Origin of the sequence: Pseudomonas sp. IT-P74 (assembly GCF_949768175.1) — a bacterium.
Lineage (GTDB): Bacteria > Pseudomonadota > Gammaproteobacteria > Pseudomonadales > Pseudomonadaceae > Aquipseudomonas.
Map to the genome: position 1 here is coordinate 19,859 of NZ_CATKQD010000012.1, position 23,118 is coordinate 42,976.

The window sequence follows — 23,118 nt, forward strand, 5'->3', positions numbered from 1 at the left end:
GCCCCGTACACTCATGAGGTTTACAACATGACTATTGGTGTAGTCGGTCGTAAATGCGGTATGACCCGTATTTTCACCGAAGAAGGTGTCTCCATTCCGGTCACGGTCATTGAGATCGAACCGAATCGCGTCACCCAGTTCAAAACTGAAGAGACCGATGGCTATCGTGCAGTGCAAGTCACTGTCGGCGAGCGTCGTGCTTCGCGTGTAACAGCAGCTCAGGCTGGCCACTTCGCTAAAGCGAACGTTGCCGCTGGTCGTACCGTAATGGAATTCCGCCTTGAAGAAGGCGAGTACCAGGCCGGCGATCTGATCAACGCTGAAATCTTCGCCGCTGGTCAACTGGTTGATGTAACCGGTCAGTCCAAGGGTAAAGGCTTCCAGGGTACGATCAAGCGTTGGAATTTCCGCGGGCAAGATAACACCCACGGTAACTCCGTATCCCACCGCGTTCCAGGCTCTATCGGCCAGTGCCAGACTCCTGGTCGTGTATTCAAGGGCAAAAAAATGTCCGGTCATATGGGCGCTGAGCGCGTGACCGTGCAGTCCCTCGAAGTAGTGCGCGTGGACGCTGAACGCAATCTGTTGTTGGTCAAGGGCGCTGTTCCTGGCGCTACTGGCGGCAACTTGGTTGTACGTCCAGCAGCCAAGGCTCGCGGTTAAGGGGAAGCTGACATGCAATTAAATGTAAATGACGCTCAAGCGATCGAAGTTTCCGAACTGACATTTGGCGGCGAATTCAACGAGACGCTGGTTCACCAAGCAGTCGTAGCCTACATGGCTGGCGGTCGTCAGGGTTCCAAGCAGCAAAAGACCCGTTCCGACGTTCGTGGTGGCGGTAAGCGCCCATGGCGTCAGAAAGGTACTGGCCGTGCTCGTGCCGGTACTATCCGTAGCCCAATCTGGCGTGGCGGCGGTACCACTTTCGCAGCTCGTCCTCAGGATCACTCCCAGAAGCTGAACAAGAAGATGTATCGCGCAGCAATGCGTTCCATCCTTGCTGAGCTGGTGCGTACTGATCGTCTGGTCGTGGTTCAGGATTTCGCCGTTGAAACGCCGAAAACCAAAGACCTGCTGGGCAAACTGAACAACATGAGCCTGACCGACGTTCTGATCGTGTCCGACGCTGTTGATCAGAACCTGTACCTGGCTGCTCGTAACCTGCCACACGTAGATGTACGTGACGTGCAAGGTTCCGATCCAGTTAGTCTGATCGCATACGACAAGGTGTTGATCACCGTGTCGGCCGTGAAGAAATTCGAGGAGCTGCTGGGATGAACCAGGAACGCGTATTTAAAGTTCTGCTTGGCCCGCACGTTTCCGAGAAGGCTACGGTTCTGGCAGACAAGAAAGGCCAGTTCGTTTTCAAGGTTGCTACCGACGCAACCAAGCTGGAAATCAAGAAGGCCGTCGAAAGCCTGTTCAGCGTGAAAGTAGAGCGTGTTACTACCCTGAATGTTCTGGGTAAGAGCAAGCGCACTGCTCGCGGTCTGGGCAAGCGTAATGACTGGAAGAAGGCAGTTATCTCCCTTCAGCCAGGCCAAGATCTCGATTTCAGCAGCAGTGCTGAGTAAGGAAGGGGTGCATCATGGCAATCGTTAAATGCAAACCGACTTCCCCTGGCCGCCGTTTTGTGGTCAAGGTGGTCAACCAGGAGCTGCATAAAGGCGCTCCTCACGCACCGCTGCTCGAGAAGAAATCGAAGACTGGTGGTCGTAACAACAATGGCCGTATTACCACTCGTCACATCGGTGGTGGTCATAAGCAGCATTACCGTATGGTCGATTTCCGTCGCAACGACAAAGATGGCATCGTCGCCACTGTCGAGCGTATCGAATACGATCCAAACCGTACTGCTCACATCGCACTGCTCTGCTACGCAGACGGCGAGCGCCGCTACATCATCGCCCCTAAAGGCGTGAGTGCTGGCGACCAGCTGATCGCAGGCGCTCTGGCTCCAATCAAGCCAGGCAACGCCCTGCAACTGCGCAACATTCCAGTCGGTTCTACCGTACACGGCATCGAATTGAAGCCAGGTAAAGGCGCTCAGATCGCTCGTTCCGCTGGTGCTTCGGCTCAGCTGATCGCTCGTGAAGGCGTGTACGTTACCCTGCGTCTGCGTTCCGGTGAAATGCGTAAAGTCCTGGCTGAATGCCGTGCGACCCTGGGCGAAGTCTCGAACTCCGAGCACAGCCTGCGTTCGCTGGGTAAAGCTGGTGCCAAACGCTGGCGTGGCGTTCGCCCAACCGTTCGTGGTGTTGCCATGAACCCGGTTGACCACCCACATGGTGGTGGTGAAGGTCGTACCTCTGGTGGTCGTCATCCGGTATCGCCATGGGGCTTCCCGACTAAGGGCGCGAAGACTCGTGGTAATAAGCGTACCGACAAAATGATCGTCCGTCGTCGCAAGTAAATAGAGGGATACGACAGTGCCACGTTCTCTGAAAAAAGGTCCTTTTATCGATCTTCACCTACTGAAGAAGATCGAAGTGGCGGCGGAAAAGAACGATCGCAAACCGGTGAAAACCTGGTCGCGTCGTTCGATGATCCTGCCACAAATGGTCGGTCTGACCATCGCAGTACACAACGGTCGTCAGCACGTCCCAGTTCTCGTGAACGAAGACATGGTCGGCCACAAACTGGGCGAGTTCGCCGGTACCCGCACTTATCGCGGGCACGTGGCAGACAAGAAAGCCAAGCGTTAAGGGGTTAGGAAATGGAAGTAGCCGCTAAGTTGTCGGGCGCTCGAATCTCCGCCCAGAAAGCCCGCTTGGTCGCCGACCAGATCCGCGGGAAGAAGGTGGGCGAAGCGCTCAACCTGTTGGCTTTCAGCAGTAAGAAAGCCGCCGAGATCATGAAGAAAGTGCTGGAGTCGGCCGTAGCCAACGCCGAGCATAACGAAGGCGCAGACGTTGATGACCTGAAGGTCAGCACTGTTTTCGTCAACGAAGGGCGTTCGCTGAAGCGCATCATGCCACGTGCCAAAGGCCGTGCTGATCGCATCGTCAAGCGGTCTTGCCATATCACTGTCAAGGTTGCTGACAAGTAACGGAGTCGAAGAGATGGGTCAGAAAGTACATCCCATTGGCATTCGCCTGGGAATCGTCAAGGAGCACACCTCCGTCTGGTACGCAGACGGTCGGACTTATGCGGACTATTTGCTCGCAGATCTGAAGGTGCGTGAGTATCTCCAAGACAAACTAAAAAGCGCGTCCGTAAGCCGTATCGATATCCATCGTCCGGCCCAAACTGCACGTATCACCATCCACACCGCTCGTCCAGGTATCGTTATCGGGAAGAAAGGTGAAGATGTTGAGAAACTGCGTCAGGACCTGACCAAGCAAATGGGTGTGCCTGTGCACATCAATATCGAAGAGATCCGCAAGCCGGAACTCGACGGTATGCTGGTTGCGCAGAGCGTAGCTCAGCAGCTGGAGCGTCGCGTAATGTTCCGTCGCGCTATGAAGCGCGCCGTACAGAACGCCATGCGCATTGGTGCCAAAGGCATCAAAATCCAAGTGAGCGGTCGTCTCGGCGGTGCTGAAATTGCACGTACTGAATGGTATCGCGAAGGTCGTGTGCCATTGCACACCCTGCGTGCCGACATCGACTATGCCAACTACGAAGCTCACACCACTTACGGTGTGATCGGTGTAAAGGTTTGGATCTTCAAAGGCGAAGTAATTGGTGGTCGCCAAGAAGAACTGAAACCACAAGCACCAGCGCCTCGTAAAAAAGCTGCTAAGTAAGGGGTACGCCAAATGTTGCAACCAAAGCGTACGAAGTTCCGCAAGCAAATGACTGGTCACAACCGTGGCCTGGCATTGCGCGGTAGCAAAGTCAGCTTCGGCGAGTTCGCGCTGAAGTCTGTTGCTCGTGGTCGTCTCACCGCTCGTCAGATCGAGTCAGCGCGTCGTGCTCTGACCCGTCACGTAAAACGTGGCGGCAAGATCTGGATCCGTGTATTCCCGGACAAGCCTATTTCCAAGAAGCCACTCGAAGTTCGGATGGGTAAAGGTAAGGGTAACGTCGAATACTGGGTTGCCCAGATTCAGCCAGGCAAAGTCCTGTATGAAATCGAGGGTGTTTCTGAAGAGCTGGCGCGTGAGGCTTTCGCCCTGGCTGCTGCAAAGCTGCCGCTCGCCACCTCCTTTGTTAAACGGACGGTGATGTGATGAAAGCGAATGAACTTCGTGAAAAATCCGCACAGCAGCTGAACGAGCAACTGCTCGGCTTGCTGCGCGACCAGTTCAATCTGCGTATGCAGAAAGCAACTGGCCAGTTGGGGCAGTCTCATCTGCTCTCGCAAGTTAAGCGTGACATCGCTCGCGTGAAGACTGTGCTCAACCAGCAGGCAGGTAAGTAATCATGGCTGAAGCCGAAAAAACTGTCCGTACGCTGACTGGCCGTGTTGTCAGCGACAAGATGGACAAAACCATCACCGTTCTGATCGAGCGTCGCGTTAAGCACCCGATCTACGGTAAATACGTTAAGCGTTCGACTAAGCTGCACGCGCACGACGAAACCAATCAGTGCCACATCGGCGACAAAGTCACTATTCGTGAAACTCGTCCTTTGGCCAAGACCAAGTCTTGGGCGCTGGTTGATGTTCTCGAACGCGCTGTGGAAGTCTAAGGACTAGGGGTCGGAGAAATTATATGATTCAGACTCAATCCATGCTCGATGTGGCCGATAACAGCGGCGCTCGCCGTGTTATGTGCATCAAGGTGCTGGGTGGCTCCCATCGTCGTTACGCTGGTATCGGTGACATCATCAAAGTTACCGTGAAGGAAGCAATTCCTCGCGGTAAAGTGAAAAAAGGCCAAGTGATGACTGCTGTTGTAGTCCGCACTCGTCACGGCGTACGTCGTGCTGATGGCTCCATTATCCGCTTTGATGGCAACGCTGCTGTTCTTCTGAACAACAAGCAAGAGCCGATCGGCACCCGTATCTTTGGGCCAGTGACCCGTGAACTTCGTACTGAGAAGTTCATGAAGATCGTCTCGCTCGCCCCAGAAGTGCTGTAAGGAGATCCGACATGCAAAAGATTCGTCGTGACGACGAGATCATCGTGATCGCCGGCAAAGACAAAGGTAAGCGCGGTAAGGTGCTTAAGGTTCTCGCTAACAACCGTTTGGTTATTGGTGGTCTGAACCTGGTCAAGCGTCATACCAAGCCTAACCCGATGTCGGGCGTGCAGGGCGGTATCGTCGAAAAAGAAGCTCCACTGGATGCTTCTAACGTCGCCATTTTCAACGGCGAAACCAACAAGGCTGACCGCGTTGGTTTCAAAGTAGAAGACGGCAAGAAAATTCGTGTCTTCAAGTCGACCCAAAAAGCGGTTGATGCTTGAACACTGCTAGGTAGATGAGACCATGGCACGACTAAAAGAGATTTACCGGAAGGAAATTGCTCCGAAACTTAAGGAAGAACTTAAGCTTTCGAACGTGATGGAAGTTCCGCGCGTTACCAAAATCACCCTGAACATGGGTCTGGGCGAAGCGATCGGCGACAAAAAAGTCATCGAGCACGCTGTTGCTGACCTGGAAAAGATCACCGGCCAGAAAGTCGTTGTGACCTACGCTCGCAAATCCATCGCTGGCTTTAAAGTCCGTGAAGGTTGGCCGATCGGCGTCAAAGTGACTCTGCGCCGTGAGCGTATGTACGAGTTCCTGGATCGTCTGCTGTCGATCTCCCTGCCTCGGGTTCGCGACTTCCGCGGCCTGAATGCCAAGTCCTTCGATGGTCGTGGCAACTACAGCATGGGCGTGAAAGAGCAGATCATCTTCCCGGAAATCGACTACGACAAGATCGATGCTCTCCGCGGTCTGGACATCACCCTGACCACCACTGCCAAGAACGATGATGAAGGCCGCGCTCTGCTGCGTGCGTTCAAATTCCCGTTCCGCAACTGATTGGAGTAGGACCATGGCCAAGATGAGCATGAAAAACCGCGAGCTGAAGCGTCAGCTCACGGTTGCCAAGTACGCCAAGAAGCGTGCAGCACTGAAAGCTATCATCGTTGATCTGAACGCAAGTCCAGAAGCGCGTTGGGAAGCTACAGTAGCCCTGCAGAAGCAGCCACGTGACGCAAGCGCTTCGCGCATGCGTAACCGCTGCCGCCTGACCGGTCGTCCACACGGCGTTTACCGCAAGTTCGGCCTCGGCCGTAACAAGCTGCGTGAAGCTGCCATGCGTGGTGACGTACCGGGTCTGGTTAAAGCCAGCTGGTAAGTACTGTCAAAGTCTCGGTGTCCAGGATCGCAAGATCCTGACCACCGGTGGCCTTGAATCTGAATCAAGCCCCTTTTGGGGCTTGATTCATTTCTGGGGTGTGTCTAGAATACCCGGCTCGCCTGAGCCCGTGTTTTTCATGCTCGGAGATTCTCGGCGACACGTAATAGCCGCAAGGCTAATTTTTTTGTATTAGGAGCGTCTAGCCCATGAGTATGCAGGACCCGTTAGCGGACATGCTAACTCGTATCCGTAATGCCCAGATGGCTGAAAAGTCCGTCGTAAGCATGCCATCTTCCACGTTGAAGGTAGCTGTTGCCAAAGTCCTGAAGGACGAAGGTTACATTGCGGGTTATCAGATCAGCAGCGAAATCAAACCACTGCTGTCCATCGAGCTGAAGTACTTCGAAGGCCGTCCGGTTATCGAAGAAGTGAAGCGCGTTAGCCGTCCAGGCCTGCGTCAGTACAAGTCCGTCGATGATCTGCCAAAAGTTCGTGGCGGTCTCGGTGTGTCTATCGTCTCCACCAACAAGGGTGTGATGACTGATCGTGCTGCGCGCGCTGCCGGTGTCGGCGGCGAAGTTCTTTGCACTGTGTTCTAAGGGGGGATAAGCATGTCTCGCGTCGCTAAGAACCCCGTTAAGCTGCCAGCCGGTGTCGAAGTAAAATTCGCAGGCCAACAGCTTTCGGTGAAGGGTGCCAAGGGCACTCTCGAACTGAACATCCATTCGTCCGTTGAGATCGTTGAAGAAGCTGGTGAGCTGCGTTTCGCTGCTCGCAATGGCGATCAACAGACTCGCGCAATGGCTGGTACCACTCGTGCGTTGGTAAACAACATGGTCCAAGGCGTAAGCCAAGGCTTCGAGCGCAAGCTCCAGCTGGTCGGTGTTGGTTACAAAGCGCAAGCAAAAGGCACAGTGCTGAACCTGGCTCTTGGCTTCTCGCACCCAGTGGATTACGAACTGCCGGAAGGCATCACCGCTGAGACTCCTAGCCAGACCGATATCCTGATCAAGGGCATCGACAAGCAGCTGGTAGGTCAAGTGGCCGCCGAGATCCGCGACTTCCGTCCACCAGAGCCGTACAAAGGCAAAGGTGTGCGCTACGCGGACGAAGTCGTCCGTCGTAAAGAAGCCAAGAAGAAGTAGGGCATAGCAAATGACCGACAAAAAAGTTACTCGACTGCGTCGCGCTCGCAAAGCACGCCTGAAAATGCACGAACTCGAAGTCGTGCGTCTCTGCGTGTTCCGCTCTTCGCAGCACATCTACGCCCAGGTCATTTCGGCCGACGGCAACAAAGTCCTGGCAAGCGCCTCGACTTTGGATAAAGAACTGCGTGATGGTGCCACCGGCAACATCGACGCGGCCACTAAGGTTGGCCAGCTGGTCGCTACGCGTGCTAAGGCCGCTGGCGTCTCGCAAGTGGCTTTCGACCGCTCTGGCTTCAAGTACCACGGCCGCGTTAAAGCGCTGGCTGATGCTGCTCGTGAAGCTGGGCTGGAGTTCTAAGTTATGTCAAATAACGACCAAAAGCGCGACGAAGGCTACATCGAGAAGCTGGTTCAAGTTAACCGCGTAGCCAAAACCGTTAAAGGCGGCCGTATCTTCACTTTCACCGCGTTGACCGTGGTTGGTGATGGTAAGGGCCGTGTTGGCTTCGGCCGTGGCAAGTCGCGTGAAGTGCCTGCTGCGATCCAGAAGGCAATGGAAGCTGCTCGCCGCAACATGATCCAGGTTGATCTGAACGGCACTACTCTGCAGTACGCAATGAAGTCCGCTCACGGCGCTTCGAAGGTGTACATGCAGCCTGCTTCTGAAGGTACCGGTATCATCGCTGGCGGCGCTATGCGTGCTGTCCTCGAAGTTGCCGGCGTTCAGAACGTTCTGGCCAAGTGCTACGGCTCGACTAACCCTGTAAACGTGGTTCACGCCACTTTCAAGGGTTTGAAAGCAATGCAGTCTCCTGAATCCATTGCCGCCAAGCGTGGCAAAAGCGTCAAGGAGATCTTCTGATCATGGCTACCGTAAAAGTAACGCTGATCAAAAGCATGACCGGCCGCATCCCTAACCACAAACTGTGCGTTAAGGGTCTGGGTCTGCGTCGCATCGGTCACACTGTAGAAGTCCAGGATACTCCCGAGAATCGCGGGATGATCAACAAGGCTTACTACATGCTGCGTGTCGAGGGTTAATCGATGAAACTCAATGATCTGAGTCCAGCGCCGGGTTCCCGTCGCGAAAAGCATCGTCCGGGCCGTGGTATCGGTAGCGGTTTGGGTAAGACTGGTGGCCGTGGTCACAAGGGTCAGACCTCCCGCTCCGGTGGCACCATTGCTCCAGGCTTTGAAGGCGGTCAACAGCCGCTGCATCGTCGCCTGCCGAAGTTCGGTTTCGTTTCCCTGAAGGCCATGGATCGCGCAGAAGTGCGTCTGTCCGAGCTGGCTAAAGTGGAAGGCGACATCGTCACCGTGCAGTCCCTGAAAGATGCCAACGTGATCAACGTCAACGTACAGCGTGTGAAAATCATGCTGTCCGGTGAAGTGACTCGCGCTGTCACTATCGGCAAGGGAATCGGCGCCACCAAAGGTGCGCGTGCGGCTATCGAAGCAGCTGGCGGCAAGTTCGAGGAATAAATGGCTAAGCAAGGTGCTCTCTCTGCGCTCGGCAAAGGCGGTATGTCTGAACTCTGGGCTCGTCTGCGTTTTCTGTTCCTGGCGATTATCGTCTACCGAATAGGCGCACACATCCCGGTTCCAGGTATCAACCCGGACCGACTCGCGGACCTGTTTCGACAGAATGAGGGGACCATTCTTAGCTTGTTCAACATGTTTTCCGGCGGCGCGCTGGAACGGATGAGCATCTTTGCACTGGGGATCATGCCGTACATCTCGGCATCGATCATCATGCAACTGATGACAGCCGTCAGCCCGCAGCTGGAGCAGTTGAAGAAGGAAGGTGAAGCTGGCCGTCGCAAGATCAGCCAGTACACCCGCTACGGCACTGTCGTCCTCGCTCTCGTCCAGGCCATTGGCATGTCCATTGGTCTGGCGGGGCAGGGCGTTGCGTTCACTGGTGACTTTGGCTTCCATTTCGTCGCGGTATCCACGTTTGTGGCTGGTGCGATGTTCATGATGTGGCTGGGTGAGCAGATTACTGAGCGTGGTGTTGGCAACGGTATCTCGATGTTGATTTTTTCGGGTATCGTCGCCGGTCTTCCGAGAGCGATCGGGCAGTCTTTCGAGTCTGCGCGTCAGGGTGATATCAACATCTTCGCCCTGGTTGCCATCGGTTTGCTGGCAGTAGCGATTATCGGTTTCGTGGTGTTCATTGAGCGTGGTCAGCGTCGTATTGCTGTTCACTACGCCAAGCGTCAGCAGGGCCGCAAGGTCTTCGCTGCGCAGACCAGCCACTTGCCGCTGAAGGTGAACATGGCCGGTGTTATTCCGGCTATTTTCGCGAGCAGCATTTTGCTGTTCCCGGCTTCGTTGGGTGCCTGGTTCGGTCAGTCTGAAGGTATGGGCTGGTTGCAGGACATCTCGCAGTCGATCGCTCCTGGTCAGCCGTTGAATATTCTGCTGTTTAGTGCAGGGATTATTTTCTTCTGCTTCTTCTATACGGCGTTGATGTTCAATCCGAAAGACGTAGCGGAAAACCTGAAGAAGTCCGGTGCCTTTATTCCGGGCATCCGTCCAGGTGAGCAGTCTGCGCGCTACATTGATGGCGTTCTGACTCGCTTGACCATGTTCGGTGCTCTTTACATGACGGCCGTCTGCCTGTTGCCCCAGTTCCTGGTGGTTGCAGCCAACGTACCGTTCTACCTTGGCGGGACCTCGTTGCTGATCGTCGTCGTGGTTGTGATGGACTTCATGTCCCAAGTACAATCGCACCTCGTTTCGCACCAGTACGAATCCCTGATGAAGAAAGCCAACCTGAAGGGTTACGGCAGCGGCATGCTGCGCTGACCCATAAGGTTCGAGGAGTTGGTGATGAAAGTTCGTGCATCGGTGAAAAAGCTGTGCCGTAACTGCAAGATTATTCGCCGCGAAGGTGTTGTTCGAGTAATTTGCAGCGCGGAACCGCGTCACAAACAGCGCCAAGGCTGAGTGTGATTGTGCTTCAAGCCCGGTAGCTAGTGCGCTACCGGGTTGATTATTTGTTATTACAGCGATATTATCTCGCGCCCTATTTCTTGGCTTCCGGGGCGTAGGTAGCTGTCAATTGGAGTCCCACTGAATGGCCCGTATTGCAGGCGTTAACATTCCAGATAACAAGCATACTGTTATCTCGCTGACCTACATCTATGGTGTTGGTCGCACTACTGCACAGAAAATTTGTGCAGAGACTGGGGTAAACCCAGCAGCAAAGATCAAAGATCTGAGCGACGAGCAAATTGAACAGCTGCGTGGCGAAGTGGCGAAGTTCACCACTGAAGGTGACCTGCGTCGCGAAATCAACATGAAAATCAAGCGCTTGATGGACCTCGGTTGCTATCGCGGTCTGCGTCATCGTCGCGGTCTTCCAGTACGCGGTCAGCGTACCAAGACCAACGCGCGTACCCGTAAAGGTCCGCGTAAGCCGATCCGCAAGTAATCGCCCCAGCGAATCGACAGGAATTTAATCATGGCAAAACCTGCTGCTCGTCCTCGTAAAAAAGTTAAAAAGACAGTGGTTGATGGCATCGCCCACATCCATGCATCTTTTAACAACACCATCGTGACCATCACCGACCGTCAAGGTAACGCTCTTTCCTGGGCTACCTCCGGTGGTTCGGGTTTCCGCGGTTCCCGCAAGTCCACCCCGTTTGCTGCTCAGGTAGCTGCTGAACGTGCTGGTCAAGCTGCGCTGGAATACGGCCTGAAAAACCTCGACGTCAACGTCAAAGGTCCAGGTCCAGGTCGTGAATCCGCAGTCCGCGCTTTGAACGGCTGTGGCTACAAGATCGCCAGCATCACCGACGTGACGCCAATCCCGCACAACGGGTGCCGTCCGCCGAAGAAGCGCCGCGTGTAATCCAGGAGATTGTAAAGAATGGCTCGTTACATTGGTCCAAAATGCAAACTCGCTCGTCGCGAAGGCACCGATCTCTTCCTGAAGAGCGGCGTGCGCGCGATCGAATCGAAGTGCAACATTGAAGCAGCACCTGGTATCCACGGCCAACGCCGCGGTCGCCAGTCCGACTACGGCACCCAACTGCGTGAAAAGCAGAAGGTCCGTCGTATCTACGGCGTTCTCGAGCGTCAATTCAGCGGCTACTACAAAGAAGCTGCTGGCAAGAAAGGTGCAACCGGTGAAAACCTGCTGCAACTGCTCGAATGCCGTCTGGACAACGTTGTATACCGTATGGGCTTTGGTTCGACTCGTGCCGAATCCCGTCAGCTGGTATCGCACAAGTCGATCAGCGTAAACGGTCAGACCGTTAACGTTCCGTCCTACCAGGTTCGTGCTGGTGACGTGGTCGCTGTTCGCGAGAAAGCAAAAAATCAACTTCGCATTGTCCAAGCTCTCGATCTGTGTGCCCAACGTGGCCGCGTAGAATGGGTAGAAGTAGACACTGAGAAGAAGTCGGGCGTTTTCAAGAACGTTCCAGCTCGCAGTGATCTGTCCGCCGACATCAACGAAAGCCTGATTGTCGAGCTCTACTCCAAGTAAGGGCTAGAAAATAGGTGCATCCATGCAGATTTCGGTAAATGAGTTCCTGACACCCCGCCACATTGATGTGCAGGTTGTCAGTCCAACCCGCGCCAAGATCACTCTCGAGCCTCTCGAGCGTGGTTTTGGCCATACCCTGGGCAACGCGCTGCGCCGCATCCTGTTGTCCTCAATGCCCGGCTGTGCAGTAGTCGAGGCCGAGATTGACGGTGTGCTCCACGAGTACAGCGCCATCGAAGGTGTACAGGAAGACGTAATTGAAATCCTGTTGAACCTTAAAGGTCTGGCTATCAAGCTGCACGGTCGTGACGAAGTTACGCTGACCTTGTCGAAGAAGGGTTCGGGGGTGGTTACCGCTGCCGATATTCAGCTGGATCATGATGTCGAGATCGTTAATCCCGATCACGTAATCGCTAACCTGGCGTCTAACGGCGCCCTGAACATGAAGCTCGTAGTAGCTCGTGGTCGTGGTTATGAACCGGCAGACTCGCGTCAGAGCGATGAAGACGAAAGCCGCAGCATCGGTCGCTTGCAGCTTGACTCTTCGTTCAGCCCGGTTCGCCGTATCGCATACGTGGTGGAAAACGCCCGTGTCGAGCAGCGTACTAACCTGGACAAGCTGGTTATTGATCTGGAAACCAACGGTACTCTGGATCCTGAAGAGGCAATTCGCCGCGCTGCAACCATCCTGCAACAGCAGTTGGCTGCGTTCGTCGACCTCAAGGGTGACAGTGAGCCAGTGGTTGTCGAGCAGGAAGACGAGATCGATCCGATCCTGCTTCGCCCGGTTGACGATCTGGAACTGACTGTACGTTCGGCTAACTGCCTTAAGGCGGAAAACATCTACTACATCGGTGACCTGATTCAGCGTACCGAAGTAGAGCTGTTGAAGACTCCGAACCTGGGCAAGAAATCCTTGACTGAAATCAAGGACGTTCTGGCCTCCCGCGGTCTGTCCCTCGGCATGCGCCTCGACAACTGGCCGCCTGCAAGTCTTAAGAAGGACGACAAGGCGACTGCCTGATCGTCGTAATCACCGAACGTAGTGTTTGGTAAGGAATGAACCATGCGTCATCGTAAAAGTGGTCGTCACCTGAGCCGCACCAGCTCGCACCGCAAGGCCATGTTCCAAAACATGGCGGTGTCGCTGTTCGAGCACGAGCTGATCAAAACTACTCTGCCAAAAGCTAAAGAACTGCGCCGCGTTGCCGAGCCGCTGATCACTTTGGCCAAGATAGATAGCGTTGCTAACCGCCGTCTGGCTTTCGACCGTACTCGTTCGAAAGCTATCGTTGGTAAGCTCTTCAACGATCTGGGCAAGCGTTACGCTACCCGTGAGGGTGGCTACCTGCGCATCCTCAAGTGCGGTTTCCGCGCTGGCGACAACGCGCCTATGGCGTACGTCGAGTTGGTTGATCGTGCTACTGCCGGCGAAGCTGTATCTGCCGAGTAAGACGTCAGTCTGAAACAAAGAACCGGGCCTAGTGCCCGGTTTTTTGTGCCTGTAAGAAACGCACCGTTTGTACAAGCGTCTCCTTCGTCCACATCGGCATTATGTGATGGGGATGATTGTTAGTTTTTCTCTATCGATGTCTGCAAGTTAATGAATTTGTAGATGTCATATTGATGGTCAATACTCCCTCTCAGCCGATAGCCGGCAGTTCAAGACCGACAGAGGAAGGAAGATCGCATGAGTCAAAACAAAACGCTTACCACCGCCAGTGGCGCTCCTGTTGCCGATAACCAGAATTCCCGTTCCGCCGGCCCTCGTGGCCCGCTGCTGCTCGACGACTTTCACCTGATCGAGAAGCTTGCCCACTTCAACCGTGAAAACATCCCTGAGCGTCGTGTACACGCCAAAGGCTCGGGTGCCTACGGTACGTTCACCGTGACACGCGATATCACTCAATACACCAGCGCGAAGCTGTTTGAGGCAGTTGGCAAGCAAACCCCGACTTTCCTGCGGTTTTCCACCGTGGGTGGCGAGCGTGGTTCGGCCGATACCGAGCGTGATCCGCGCGGGTTCGCTTTGAAGTTCTACACCGAGGAAGGCAACTGGGACATCGTCGGCAACAACACACCCGTGTTCTTCATTCGTGATCCGCTGAAGTTTCCGGACTTTATCCACACCCAGAAGCGTTTGCCGCAAAGCAACCTGAAGAGTGCCCAGGCGATGTGGGACTTCTGGTCGCATTCGCCCGAGGCGCTGCACCAGGTCACCATCCTGTTCTCAGACCGGGGTATTCCTGATGGATACCGCCACATGCATGGCTTCGGCAGCCACACTTACAGCCTCATCAACGCTCAAGGTGAGCGTCACTGGGTGAAGTGGCACTACAAGACCAAACAGGGGATCAAGAACCTTGCTCCTGCCGAGGCAGCGCGCCTGGCAGGTACTGATCCGGATTACGCCCAGCGCGACCTGTTCAATGCCATTGAGCAGGGTGATTTCCCGAAATGGCGCGTGTGCATTCAGATCATGAGCGAGGCCCAGGCGGCGGAGCACTACGAGAACCCGTTTGATGTCACCAAAACCTGGTCGCAGAAAGAGTTTCCACTGATTGAAGTCGGAGAGTTGGAACTCAATCGCAATCCGCAGAACTACTTCGCGGAAGTCGAGCAAGCGGCGTTCGGTCCCAGCAATATGGTCCCGGGCGTTGGTCTGTCACCGGATCGTATGCTGCAAGGTCGGGTCTTCGCCTACGCGGACGCTCATCGCTACCGTGTCGGCACCAATCACCAGCAGTTGCCAGTCAATGCTGCGCGCAGTCCGGTCAACAGTTACCAGCGTGATGGTTCGATGGCTTTTGGCAGCAATGGCGGTGCGACACCGAACTACGAGCCGAACAGCTATGTCGAGTCGCCGAAGCAGGCGCCTCGTTACGCAGAGCCGGCGTTGGCCCTCAATGGTGCCGCCGATCGTTACGACCACCGTGAGGACACTGATTACTACAGTCACGCCGGCGCGTTGTTCCGCTTGATGACTGAAGAGCAGAAATCACTGCTGGTCAGCAACATCGCCGGTGCGATGGCCGGTGTGTCGAGTGATGTGGTTGATCGCCAGCTGCAACATTTCTACAGGGCTGACCCGGCGTATGGAGAAGCAATCGCAAAGCTGCTCAACGTACAGCTTAACGAAGTCTAAATGAGAAGCAGAACCGCCCTTGTTTGGGCGGTTTTTTGCGTTATTTCAGCCGGTTTTCTCAGAATATCTTCGCTTTTATTGCGTCTTGCGAGTGACGATAAGGGCATGTTGGTTCAAACTACAACTTTCAAGCAGGGAGATGTAGGGCGATGCAAGGCCACCCAGATGTGATCGATTACCTCAACACGTTGCTGACCGGCGAACTGGCCGCGCGTGATCAATATTTCGTCCACTCGCGGATGTATGAGGACTGGGGTTTCACCAAGCTCTACGAACGAATCAACCACGAGATGGAAGAGGAAGCAGGGCACGCTGATGCCCTGATGCGCCGGATTCTGATGCTCGAGGGCACGCCGCGGATGCGTCCGGACGATCTCGATGTCGGCACCACAGTCACCGAGATGCTCGAAGCGGATTTGCGCCTGGAATACAAGGTGCGGGCTGCGCTGTGCAAGGGCATCAAGCTCTGCGAGCAGCACAAGGACTATGTCAGCCGCGAGATGCTGCGGGTTCAATTGCATGACACCGAAGAAGATCACACCTACTGGCTTGAGAAGCAGTTGGGGCTGATCAAGTTGATCGGGCTTGAAAACTACCTGCAATCCCATACCTGATTGCATAGGGGGGAAGCCCCAACGTCTTTTGTAGGAGCGAGCTTGCTCGCGAAAAATCTGAAGGCGCTGCGTTATCGTTTACGGCCTTCGTCGGAACGCAGCCCGGAGCAAGCTCGCTCCTACAGATACAAAAAAGCCCCTGTCACTGATGAAGTGACAGGGGCTTTTTCATGGGGCCCGGTTAAGCCCTATCACGTTCCAGCAGCGGCTTGAGGTAGTAACCGGTATGAGATTGCTTCATCTCTGACACTTCCTCCGGCGTGCCGACGGCAATGATCTGCCCGCCCTTGGAACCACCCTCCGGACCCAGGTCCACCAGCCAGTCAGCGGTCTTGATCACGTCCAGGTTGTGTTCGATCACTACCACTGTGTTGCCGTGGTCGCGTAGGCGATGCAGCACGTCCAGCAGTTGCTGGATATCCGCGAAGTGCAGCCCTGTGGTGGGTTCGTCGAGGATGTACAGGGTCTTGCCGGTATCACGCTTGGACAGTTCGCGGGACAGTTTCACCCGCTGGGCTTCACCACCGGACAGCGTGGTCGCCGATTGCCCCAGCTTGATGTACGACAGGCCGACGTCCATCAACGTTTGCAGCTTGCGCGCCAGGGCCGGTACGGCATCGAAGAACACCCGCGCTTCCTCGATGGTCATCTCGAGGGTTTCGTGGATGCTCTTGCCCTTGTACTTGATCTCCAGGGTCTCGCGGTTGTAGCGCTTGCTCTTGCACACGTCGCACGGCACGTAGATGTCCGGCAGGAAGTGCATCTCGACCTTGATCAGGCCGTCGCCCTGACAAGCCTCGCAGCGGCCGCCCTTGACGTTGAAGGAGAAGCGCCCCGGCCCGTAGCCCCGGGAGCGGGACTCCGGTACGCCGGCGAACAACTCGCGGATCGGTGTGAACAATCCGGTGTAGGTCGCCGGGTTGGAACGCGGTGTACGGCCAATCGGGCTCTGGTCGATGTCGACGACCTTGTCCAGGTGCTCCAGGCCCTTGATGCTGTCGTGGGCGGCAGCTTCGAGCGTGGTCGCGCCGTTCAGCGCCGTGGCGCTCAGCGGGAACAGGGTGTTGTTGATCAGCGTCGATTTGCCAGAGCCGGACACGCCGGTCACACAGGTCAGCAGGCCGATTGGAATTTCCAGGTCGACATTGCGCAGGTTGTTGCCACGTGCGCCCTTGAGCGACAGCGTCAGCTTCTTGTTGCGTGGTGTGCGCTTGGCCGGGACTTCGATCTTTACCCGGCCCGACAGGTATTTGCCCGTCAGCGAGTCCGGGTGCGCCATGACCTCGGCCGGTGTGCCTTCGGCGACGATATGCCCGCCGTGCACGCCAGCGCCCGGGCCGATGTCCACCACGTAGTCGGCAAGACGGATCGCGTCTTCGTCGTGCTCGACCACGATCACCGTGTTACCGATGTCGCGCAGGTGTTTGAGGGTGCCCAGCAACCGGTCGTTATCGCGCTGGTGCAGGCCGATGGACGGTTCGTCGAGGATGTACAGAACGCCCACCAGCCCGGCGCCAATCTGGCTGGCCAGACGAATACGCTGGGCCTCGCCACCGGACAGGGTGTCCGCGCTGCGATCCAGCGACAGATAGTCGAGGCCGACGTTGACCAGGAACTGCAGGCGCTCGCGGATTTCCTTGAGGATCTTGTCGGCAATTTCGCCACGCCGGCCGGTGAGCTTGAGCCCGCCAAAATATTCGGACGCATCGCCGATCGGCAGGTTGGTCACCGCCGGCAGGGTTTTCTCGCCGACCCACACGTGCCGCGCCTCACGCCGCAGACGGGTGCCACGGCAGTCCGGGCACGACTGGGTGCTGAGGAACTTGGCCAGCTCTTCACGCACCGATGCCGATTCGGTTTCGCGGTATCGGCGTTCCAGGTTCGGCACGATGCCTTCGAACGGGTGCGAGCGTTTGACGATATCGCCACGGTCGTTCAGGTATTTGAAGTCGACGTTTTGCGAACCGCTGCCGTGCAGGATGAATTTCTGCTGATCGGCCGGCAGTTCGTTGAACGGAACTTCCAGGCTGAACTTGTAGTGCGAGGCCAGCGAACCGAGCATCTGGAAGTAATAGACATTGCGCCGGTCCCAGCCACGAATAGCCCCTTCGGCCAGGGTCAGTTCGCCATTGACCAGACGCTTGATATCGAAGAACTGCTTCACCCCCAAACCATCGCAGGACGGGCAAGCGCCGGCCGGGTTGTTGAAGGAGAACAGTTTTGGCTCAAGCTCGCTGATGGCGTGACCACAGATCGGGCAGGCGAAGCGTGCGGAGAAGATCATCTCTTCACCCGGCTCGTCGTCCATCGGTGCCACCAGGGCGATGCCGTCCGCCAGTTTCAGCGCGGTCTCGAAGGATTCGGCCAGGCGTTGTTGCAGGTCGGCGCGAACCTTGAAGCGGTCGACCACGACATCGATGGTATGTTTTTTCTGCTTGTCGAGCTTGGGCGCTTCGTCCAGCTCGTAAAGCTTGCCGTTGATTCGGGCGCGGACGAAGCCCTGTGCGCGCAGCTCTTCGAAAACCGACAGGTGCTCGCCTTTGCGCTCGCGAATGACCGGCGCCAGCAGCATCAGCTTGCTGCCTTCCGGCTCGGCGAGGACCAGGTCGACCATCTGGCTGACGGTCTGCGCTTCCAGCGGGATGTCGTGATCCGGGCAGCGGGGAATACCCACGCGAGCATAAAGCAGACGCAGGTAGTCGTAGATTTCGGTGATGGTGCCCACCGTCGAGCGCGGGTTGTGCGAGGTCGACTTCTGTTCGATGGAGATTGCCGGCGACAAGCCTTCGATGGTGTCGACGTCAGGCTTTTCCATCATCGACAGGAACTGTCGGGCGTAGGCCGACAGCGATTCGACGTAGCGGCGCTGACCTTCGGCGTACAGGGTGTCGAACGCCAGGGACGACTTGCCGGAGCCGGACAGGCCGGTGATGACGATCAGCTTGTCCCGTGGCAGGGTCAGGTCGATGTTCTTCAGGTTGTGGGTTCGAGCCCCACGAATCAGGATCTTGTCCAAGGTGGCCTCGCTCGGCGGGCGTCGAAAACGTAGGAGTATACGGCCAAATACTGGATGGATGCACACTATCAAGCGAGTGGGCTACTGTCTTACATGAAGAGTGTGTCAGCAATGCGCGTCAAAGCGTCGCGATATACCCTGCCAATCGATGGGACTGGTAGAATCGCCGCCGGTTCACATGAGGTTTTTCCATGCACGATCCCCACAGCGAGCGCATGAGTGGCAGCGAGACCCGCGCGGCAAGCGGGCTGGCCCTGGTGTTCGCCTTCCGTATGCTTGGCATGTTCATGGTGTTGCCGGTACTGGCGACCTATGGGATGGATCTGGCCGGAGCCACGCCGGCCCTGATCGGTCTGGCGATTGGCGCCTATGGCCTGACCCAGGCAGTGTTCCAGATTCCTTTCGGTTTCATTTCCGACCGCATCGGTCGCCGCCCGGTGATTTACCTGGGCCTGATCGTCTTTGCCCTCGGTAGTCTGCTGGCAGCCAATGCCGACTCGATCTGGGGCGTGATCGCCGGGCGGATCCTGCAGGGCGCCGGGGCGATTTCCGCGGCCGTCATGGCCTTGCTGTCCGACCTGACCCGTGAGCAGCACCGGACCAAGGCCATGGCCATGATCGGCATGACCATCGGCCTGTCGTTTGCGGTGGCCATGGTGGTCGGCCCGCTGCTGACCCGTGCATTCGGGTTGTCCGGGCTGTTCCTTGCCACCGGCGGCATGGCGCTGTTCGGCATCGTGATCGTGATGTTCATGGTGCCGCGCTCCACCGGCCCGTTGCAGCACCGTGAGTCCAGGGTCGCGCGCCAGGCGTTGATCCCGACCCTCAAACATCCGGATCTGCTGCGCCTGGACCTGGGCATTTTTGTGTTGCACGCGATGTTGATGTCCAGCTTCGTCGCCTTGCCACTGGCGCTGGTCGAGAAAGCCGGGCTGCCCAAAGAGCAGCACTGGTGGGTGTATCTGACCGCGCTGCTGATTTCTTTCTTCGCCATGATCCCGTTCATTATCTACGGCGAGAAGAAACGCAAAATGAAACGAGTTTTACTCGGCGCCGTCGTGACGCTGATGCTCACTGAGCTATTCTTCTGGCAGTTCGGCGACAGCTTGCGGGCTCTGGTGATCGGTACGGTGGTGTTCTTCACCGCATTCAATCTGCTGGAAGCTTCGTTGCCATCGCTGATCAGCAAGGTTTCACCGGCCGGCGGCAAGGGCACGGCGATGGGGGTTTATTCCACCAGCCAGTTCCTCGGGTCGGCATTGGGCGGCATTCTTGGCGGCTGGCTGTTCCAGCATGGCGGTCTGTCGGTTGTGTTCCTCGGATGCGCCGGTCTGGCTGCCCTCTGGCTGGCCTTTGCTGTTACCATGCGCGAACCTCCCTACGTCACGAGCCTGCGCTTGCCGTTGTCGCCAGAGGCGATCCGCGAAGCGGGTCTGGTCGAGCGCCTGATGGCGGTCGTAGGGGTAACAGATGCAGTCATCGTCGCGGAAGAGGCGGCGATTTACATCAAACTGGACACCGAACTATTGGATCGCACCACCCTTGAGTGCCTGGTGAACAACCCGGCCGGGGCAGCGTGCGTAGCCTAGGAGAACGTTATGGCCCGTGGGGTTAACAAAGTCATATTGGTCGGCACTTGCGGCCAGGATCCCGAAGTTCGCTACTTGCCTAACGGTAACGCCGTGACCAACCTGAGTCTGGCGACCAGCGAACAGTGGACCGACAAGCAAACCGGTCAGAAAGTCGAAAAGACCGAATGGCACCGTGTGTCGATGTTCGGCAAGGTTGCGGAAATCGCCGGTGAATACCTGCGTAAAGGTTCGCAGGTCTATATCGAAGGCAAGCTGCAGACCCGCGAGTGGGAAAAAGACGGTATCAAGCGTTACACCACCGAAATCGTGGTCGACATGCAAGGCACCATGCAACTGCTGGGCGGCCGTCCACAGGGCGAACAGCAGGGCCAGGGCGGCGGTAACAACTACCAGCAGTCCGCGCCACGCCAGCAGGCTCCGCGTCCACAGCCGTCGGCACCGCAGCAGTCGCGCCCGGCTCCACAGCAGGCAGCTCCTCAGCCGGCTCCGGATTTCGACAGCTTTGATGACGATATCCCGTTCTGATTCTTTCACCAAAGAATAGAACCTGAAAAAGCCCGGCCTCCCTATGGATGCCGGGCTTTTTGCATTTTTACCAGGGCATTCCTCGCCGGGATCGAGGACCGTCCAGCCGCCAGTGCGCAGTGATACTCTGCTACAGGTCCAGACCTTGAGCAGAGTTGCCCTATGGATCGCCTGTCTACGTTGTTGTCACAGTTCGGCGTGCGAGCAAACCTGTTTTACAGCGGCATGCTTTGCGGCGTGGCGTCCTACGATGGCGCCGACCAGCGCGGTCATATTCACCTGTTGCAGGCCGGCTCTGTCACGTTGAAAGGCCCAGGGAGGAGTGAGTTGTTGCTCACTCGCCCCAGCCTGATTTTTCTGCCGCGCCCCAGCCGACATCAGCTCATCGCCAGTGACACTGAAGGTGCCCGGCTGTTATGTGCGTCGATGCTGTTCGACGGTGGCGCGAATAATCCGATATCTGCTTCGCTCCCCGATCTTCTGGTATTGCCTCTGGATGAGTTGCCGTTGCTGGCCGACACCCTGAGATGGATGTTCGATGAAGCTGGCTCCGGGCATTGTGGCAGGGAGGCGGTGCTTGATCGTTTGTTCGAGCTGTTGATCATTCTGCTGTTCCGGCATTTGCTCGACCACCAGCAGTTGAGCACCGGCATGATGGCCGGGTTGGCCGATGTGCGGCTGTCGCGCTCGCTGATGCAGATGCACAACCAGCCTCAACGGGCCTGGTCCGTGGCCGAGCTGGCGAATGAGTCGAACATGTCCCGCGCCGCTTATGCGGTGCATTTTCGCGCGGTCCTGGGGCAAACACCGTTGGATTATCTTCTGAGCTGGCGCATCAGTCTGGCGCAGAAGCGCCTGCGGGAAGGGCGGCCGATTACGCTGATCGCCGATGAGGTGGGTTATGAAAGTCCGTCGGCGCTTGCCCGTGCGTTTCGCCGCAAGACCGGCTGCAGTCCACGGGGCTGGATGAAATCCCTGGCCGTTGAGGGCCGCGTACTTGCTGACGATGACCTGAATGCATCGAGCTGATTCAGGCCATCGGCGGATGAAGCTGGCAGCTCAAGGGGTTTCCAGTCTGGTCAGCGAATGGCCGGCCACGAACAGGGAGGCGGCAAGCAAGCCGATGTCCTTGAGCAGGAACTGGCCAGGCGCGACCGTAATGGCCGGGAAACCAAGGCCGGGCTCAATCACGCCGGGTGTCGAGAACATAAAGCTCAAGGTGGTGAAAAACAGCCCGGCAGACAAGGCGCCTCCGATCAATGAAAGCTTTGGCGACAGCAGGCGGCCCGCAATCAGGACACCAATGGAAATCTCCAGGACACCGAGCAAACTGGAAAACAGATCGACGCTGAAAAGGTCATAGACCCATCCCAGGAAGGGGCTGTTGCTCACCAGTGGCACTAGCCCCTCCGCTTCATAGTGGGTAAATTTCATTCCGCCGAACCAGAAGTAGATAACGGCGAGGGCGAAGTAAATGCCGTAGGTCCCGATCGCCATGGTGGTGAATCCGAGGGATGTTTTTTTCGACAGGCGGTCAGTGCTGATATTCATGCTGTTCATTGTTCAGGCTTCCAGTGAGTTATCCAGAAAGTGGCATGGGTGAAGGCAACATCCCCCGCGTATGCGTTGGGAGTAGAGACATTGTTGGCTTTGGCATGCCTTTCCAGGGTTCTGTCGGTATTGCGTTCGATGCAGATCGTCCAGACTCACTGGCAATAAAAAGCCCATGACGTGTGAGGCCATGGGCTTTTTCATATTTGCTGTCTCGTCCTGAATAGGGTTTACACCTTCTGGCTGCCTGTCAGGAACTCGTCGGTCGACACCACGCTGGCGTACGCAAACGCCAGGGCCGCCATGAACGCCGCATGAACCTGCGCCGCCGGAACCGTCACGCCATTGAACTCCAGGTCTCGGGTGGCGCAGGCGTCATGGATCACGGTGACCGTATAACCAAAATCCGCCGCCGCCCGGGTGATACCGTCGACGCACATGTGGCTCATGCTGCCCACGACCACCAGCTCCTTGATGCCTTGTTCGTCGAGGATCGATTTCAATTCGGTTTCACGGAACGAGTTGACGAAGTGTTTGAGTACCACCGGTTCGTCGGCACGGTTGAGCACTTTCGGGTGCAGCTTGGCGCCTTCAGAGTTCGGGGTGAAAAACGGCGCCTCTTCGGAGGTGAATTCGTGGCGGATATGCACCACTGAATCACCGGCATCGCGAAAGGCCTTGATCAGGCGGACGGCGTTGTCTGCGGCGGCGTCGGCACCGACCAGCGGCCACTTGCCTTGGGGGAAGTAGTCGTTCTGGATATCGACTACGATGAGCGCTTGCTTGGCCATG

The 23,118-nt window shown here is 56.6% G+C and carries 35 protein-coding genes; 32 read left to right on the plus strand and 3 right to left on the minus strand.

What is annotated here, in order from left to right; all coding sequences use genetic code 11:
* The first annotated feature begins 27 nt into the window (after positions 1–27).
* The 29 genes from rplC (at position 28) to bfr (ending at position 15,642) form a co-directional block, all read left to right on the plus strand.
* Entirely contained in the window at positions 28–663 is a 636-nt protein-coding gene (gene rplC, locus ACM6J5_RS11530) for a 50S ribosomal protein L3 (protein WP_003186059.1), read from the plus strand.
* A gap of 12 nt (positions 664–675) precedes the next feature.
* Positions 676–1,278 carry a 50S ribosomal protein L4 gene (rplD, locus tag ACM6J5_RS11535; RefSeq protein WP_003228735.1) on the plus strand — a complete coding sequence of 201 codons (603 nt, stop codon included), beginning with the start codon at positions 676–678 and terminating at the stop codon, positions 1,276–1,278.
* Positions 1,275–1,574 carry a 50S ribosomal protein L23 gene (gene rplW, locus ACM6J5_RS11540; protein WP_002555488.1) on the plus strand — a complete coding sequence of 100 codons (300 nt, stop codon included), beginning with the start codon at positions 1,275–1,277 and terminating at the stop codon, positions 1,572–1,574. Before rplD ends, rplW begins: the two co-directional genes overlap by 4 nt.
* A gap of 14 nt (positions 1,575–1,588) precedes the next feature.
* Positions 1,589–2,413 carry a 50S ribosomal protein L2 gene (gene rplB / locus ACM6J5_RS11545; protein WP_003228734.1) on the plus strand — a complete coding sequence of 275 codons (825 nt, stop codon included), beginning with the start codon at positions 1,589–1,591 and terminating at the stop codon, positions 2,411–2,413.
* 16 nt (positions 2,414–2,429) lie between these two features.
* Complete coding sequence (rpsS, locus tag ACM6J5_RS11550; RefSeq protein WP_002555486.1) at positions 2,430–2,705, plus strand: 30S ribosomal protein S19; 276 nt, start codon at positions 2,430–2,432, stop codon at positions 2,703–2,705.
* Positions 2,706–2,716: 11 nt separating this feature from the next.
* On the plus strand, positions 2,717–3,049 hold the full coding sequence (rplV, locus tag ACM6J5_RS11555) for a 50S ribosomal protein L22 (protein ID WP_003103908.1): 333 nt from the start codon (positions 2,717–2,719) through the stop codon (positions 3,047–3,049).
* 13 nt (positions 3,050–3,062) lie between these two features.
* A complete protein-coding gene (gene rpsC, locus ACM6J5_RS11560) occupies positions 3,063–3,749 on the plus strand; it encodes a 30S ribosomal protein S3 (protein ID WP_008065719.1) in 687 nt (228 codons plus the stop codon).
* Between the two features lie 12 nt (positions 3,750–3,761).
* Entirely contained in the window at positions 3,762–4,175 is a 414-nt protein-coding gene (gene rplP / locus ACM6J5_RS11565; RefSeq protein ID WP_003228729.1) for a 50S ribosomal protein L16, read from the plus strand.
* Entirely contained in the window at positions 4,175–4,366 is a 192-nt protein-coding gene (rpmC, locus tag ACM6J5_RS11570) for a 50S ribosomal protein L29 (protein WP_002555481.1), read from the plus strand. The genes rplP and rpmC overlap by 1 nt, the downstream gene beginning before the upstream one ends.
* Positions 4,367–4,368: 2 nt before the next feature.
* Positions 4,369–4,635: a 30S ribosomal protein S17 gene (rpsQ, locus tag ACM6J5_RS11575; protein WP_003176419.1), complete on the plus strand. Its 267-nt coding sequence runs from the start codon at positions 4,369–4,371 to the stop codon at positions 4,633–4,635.
* Between the two features lie 23 nt (positions 4,636–4,658).
* Positions 4,659–5,027, plus strand: coding sequence for a 50S ribosomal protein L14 (gene rplN / locus ACM6J5_RS11580; RefSeq protein ID WP_002555479.1), 369 nt, complete (start codon positions 4,659–4,661; stop codon positions 5,025–5,027).
* Positions 5,028–5,038: 11 nt separating this feature from the next.
* A complete protein-coding gene (gene rplX / locus ACM6J5_RS11585) occupies positions 5,039–5,353 on the plus strand; it encodes a 50S ribosomal protein L24 (protein WP_003176416.1) in 315 nt (104 codons plus the stop codon).
* Between the two features lie 22 nt (positions 5,354–5,375).
* Positions 5,376–5,915, plus strand: a complete 540-nt coding sequence (rplE, locus tag ACM6J5_RS11590; protein WP_003210069.1) for a 50S ribosomal protein L5 — start codon at positions 5,376–5,378, stop codon at positions 5,913–5,915.
* A gap of 13 nt (positions 5,916–5,928) precedes the next feature.
* Positions 5,929–6,234, plus strand: coding sequence for a 30S ribosomal protein S14 (gene rpsN / locus ACM6J5_RS11595; protein ID WP_003176414.1), 306 nt, complete (start codon positions 5,929–5,931; stop codon positions 6,232–6,234).
* 209 nt (positions 6,235–6,443) lie between these two features.
* Complete coding sequence (rpsH, locus tag ACM6J5_RS11600) at positions 6,444–6,836, plus strand: 30S ribosomal protein S8 (protein WP_003186040.1); 393 nt, start codon at positions 6,444–6,446, stop codon at positions 6,834–6,836.
* Positions 6,837–6,848: 12 nt separating this feature from the next.
* Positions 6,849–7,382 (plus strand): 50S ribosomal protein L6, encoded by a 534-nt coding sequence (rplF, locus tag ACM6J5_RS11605; protein WP_003176412.1) that lies wholly within the window; start codon positions 6,849–6,851, stop codon positions 7,380–7,382.
* A gap of 10 nt (positions 7,383–7,392) precedes the next feature.
* The gene (gene rplR, locus ACM6J5_RS11610; protein ID WP_003186037.1) at positions 7,393–7,743 is read left to right on the plus strand and encodes a 50S ribosomal protein L18; all 351 of its coding nucleotides are present in this window, start codon (positions 7,393–7,395) and stop codon (positions 7,741–7,743) included.
* A gap of 3 nt (positions 7,744–7,746) precedes the next feature.
* On the plus strand, positions 7,747–8,247 hold the full coding sequence (gene rpsE / locus ACM6J5_RS11615) for a 30S ribosomal protein S5 (protein WP_003186035.1): 501 nt from the start codon (positions 7,747–7,749) through the stop codon (positions 8,245–8,247).
* A 2-nt stretch (positions 8,248–8,249) separates the two neighbouring features.
* Positions 8,250–8,426 carry a 50S ribosomal protein L30 gene (gene rpmD, locus ACM6J5_RS11620; protein ID WP_003176408.1) on the plus strand — a complete coding sequence of 59 codons (177 nt, stop codon included), beginning with the start codon at positions 8,250–8,252 and terminating at the stop codon, positions 8,424–8,426.
* Positions 8,427–8,429: 3 nt separating this feature from the next.
* A complete protein-coding gene (rplO, locus tag ACM6J5_RS11625; protein WP_003228720.1) occupies positions 8,430–8,867 on the plus strand; it encodes a 50S ribosomal protein L15 in 438 nt (145 codons plus the stop codon).
* The gene (gene secY, locus ACM6J5_RS11630) at positions 8,868–10,196 is read left to right on the plus strand and encodes a preprotein translocase subunit SecY (RefSeq protein ID WP_003228718.1); all 1,329 of its coding nucleotides are present in this window, start codon (positions 8,868–8,870) and stop codon (positions 10,194–10,196) included. It abuts the gene before it with no gap.
* A gap of 24 nt (positions 10,197–10,220) precedes the next feature.
* Positions 10,221–10,337, plus strand: a complete 117-nt coding sequence (gene rpmJ / locus ACM6J5_RS11635) for a 50S ribosomal protein L36 (protein WP_002555468.1) — start codon at positions 10,221–10,223, stop codon at positions 10,335–10,337.
* 130 nt (positions 10,338–10,467) lie between these two features.
* Complete coding sequence (rpsM, locus tag ACM6J5_RS11640) at positions 10,468–10,824, plus strand: 30S ribosomal protein S13 (RefSeq protein WP_009045849.1); 357 nt, start codon at positions 10,468–10,470, stop codon at positions 10,822–10,824.
* 30 nt (positions 10,825–10,854) lie between these two features.
* Complete coding sequence (rpsK, locus tag ACM6J5_RS11645; RefSeq protein WP_002555466.1) at positions 10,855–11,244, plus strand: 30S ribosomal protein S11; 390 nt, start codon at positions 10,855–10,857, stop codon at positions 11,242–11,244.
* A gap of 18 nt (positions 11,245–11,262) precedes the next feature.
* Positions 11,263–11,883 carry a 30S ribosomal protein S4 gene (gene rpsD, locus ACM6J5_RS11650; RefSeq protein ID WP_003176404.1) on the plus strand — a complete coding sequence of 207 codons (621 nt, stop codon included), beginning with the start codon at positions 11,263–11,265 and terminating at the stop codon, positions 11,881–11,883.
* 22 nt (positions 11,884–11,905) lie between these two features.
* Positions 11,906–12,907, plus strand: a complete 1,002-nt coding sequence (locus ACM6J5_RS11655; RefSeq protein WP_007970428.1) for a DNA-directed RNA polymerase subunit alpha — start codon at positions 11,906–11,908, stop codon at positions 12,905–12,907.
* 42 nt (positions 12,908–12,949) lie between these two features.
* Positions 12,950–13,336: a 50S ribosomal protein L17 gene (gene rplQ / locus ACM6J5_RS11660; RefSeq protein WP_046041617.1), complete on the plus strand. Its 387-nt coding sequence runs from the start codon at positions 12,950–12,952 to the stop codon at positions 13,334–13,336.
* A 237-nt stretch (positions 13,337–13,573) separates the two neighbouring features.
* Positions 13,574–15,028: a catalase gene (locus tag ACM6J5_RS11665; RefSeq protein WP_095945916.1), complete on the plus strand. Its 1,455-nt coding sequence runs from the start codon at positions 13,574–13,576 to the stop codon at positions 15,026–15,028.
* Between the two features lie 149 nt (positions 15,029–15,177).
* Positions 15,178–15,642 carry a bacterioferritin gene (bfr, locus tag ACM6J5_RS11670; protein ID WP_008053867.1) on the plus strand — a complete coding sequence of 155 codons (465 nt, stop codon included), beginning with the start codon at positions 15,178–15,180 and terminating at the stop codon, positions 15,640–15,642.
* A gap of 181 nt (positions 15,643–15,823) precedes the next feature.
* On the opposite strand, the gene uvrA is transcribed toward bfr, so the two are convergent.
* On the minus strand, positions 15,824–18,658 hold the full coding sequence (uvrA, locus tag ACM6J5_RS11675) for an excinuclease ABC subunit UvrA (protein ID WP_414928551.1): 2,835 nt from the start codon (positions 18,656–18,658) through the stop codon (positions 15,824–15,826).
* 191 nt (positions 18,659–18,849) lie between these two features.
* Here uvrA and ACM6J5_RS11680 point away from each other — a divergent pair, with 191 nt between their 5' ends.
* The 3 genes from ACM6J5_RS11680 to ACM6J5_RS11690 all read left to right on the plus strand — a co-directional run bounded on the left by ACM6J5_RS11680 (position 18,850) and on the right by ACM6J5_RS11690 (position 21,804).
* Positions 18,850–20,247 (plus strand): MFS transporter, encoded by a 1,398-nt coding sequence (locus ACM6J5_RS11680; RefSeq protein ID WP_095946317.1) that lies wholly within the window; start codon positions 18,850–18,852, stop codon positions 20,245–20,247.
* Between the two features lie 9 nt (positions 20,248–20,256).
* Entirely contained in the window at positions 20,257–20,775 is a 519-nt protein-coding gene (locus tag ACM6J5_RS11685) for a single-stranded DNA-binding protein (protein ID WP_095946318.1), read from the plus strand.
* 162 nt (positions 20,776–20,937) lie between these two features.
* Complete coding sequence (locus tag ACM6J5_RS11690; protein WP_095946319.1) at positions 20,938–21,804, plus strand: AraC family transcriptional regulator; 867 nt, start codon at positions 20,938–20,940, stop codon at positions 21,802–21,804.
* Positions 21,805–21,834: 30 nt separating this feature from the next.
* Here the strand turns inward: ACM6J5_RS11690 and ACM6J5_RS11695 are convergent, their stop codons facing one another.
* The gene (locus tag ACM6J5_RS11695) at positions 21,835–22,335 is read right to left on the minus strand and encodes a YkgB family protein (protein ID WP_095946320.1); all 501 of its coding nucleotides are present in this window, start codon (positions 22,333–22,335) and stop codon (positions 21,835–21,837) included.
* A gap of 221 nt (positions 22,336–22,556) precedes the next feature.
* Positions 22,557–23,117, minus strand: a complete 561-nt coding sequence (locus tag ACM6J5_RS11700) for a cysteine hydrolase family protein (protein WP_095946321.1) — start codon at positions 23,115–23,117, stop codon at positions 22,557–22,559.
* Position 23,118 lies beyond the last annotated feature (1 nt).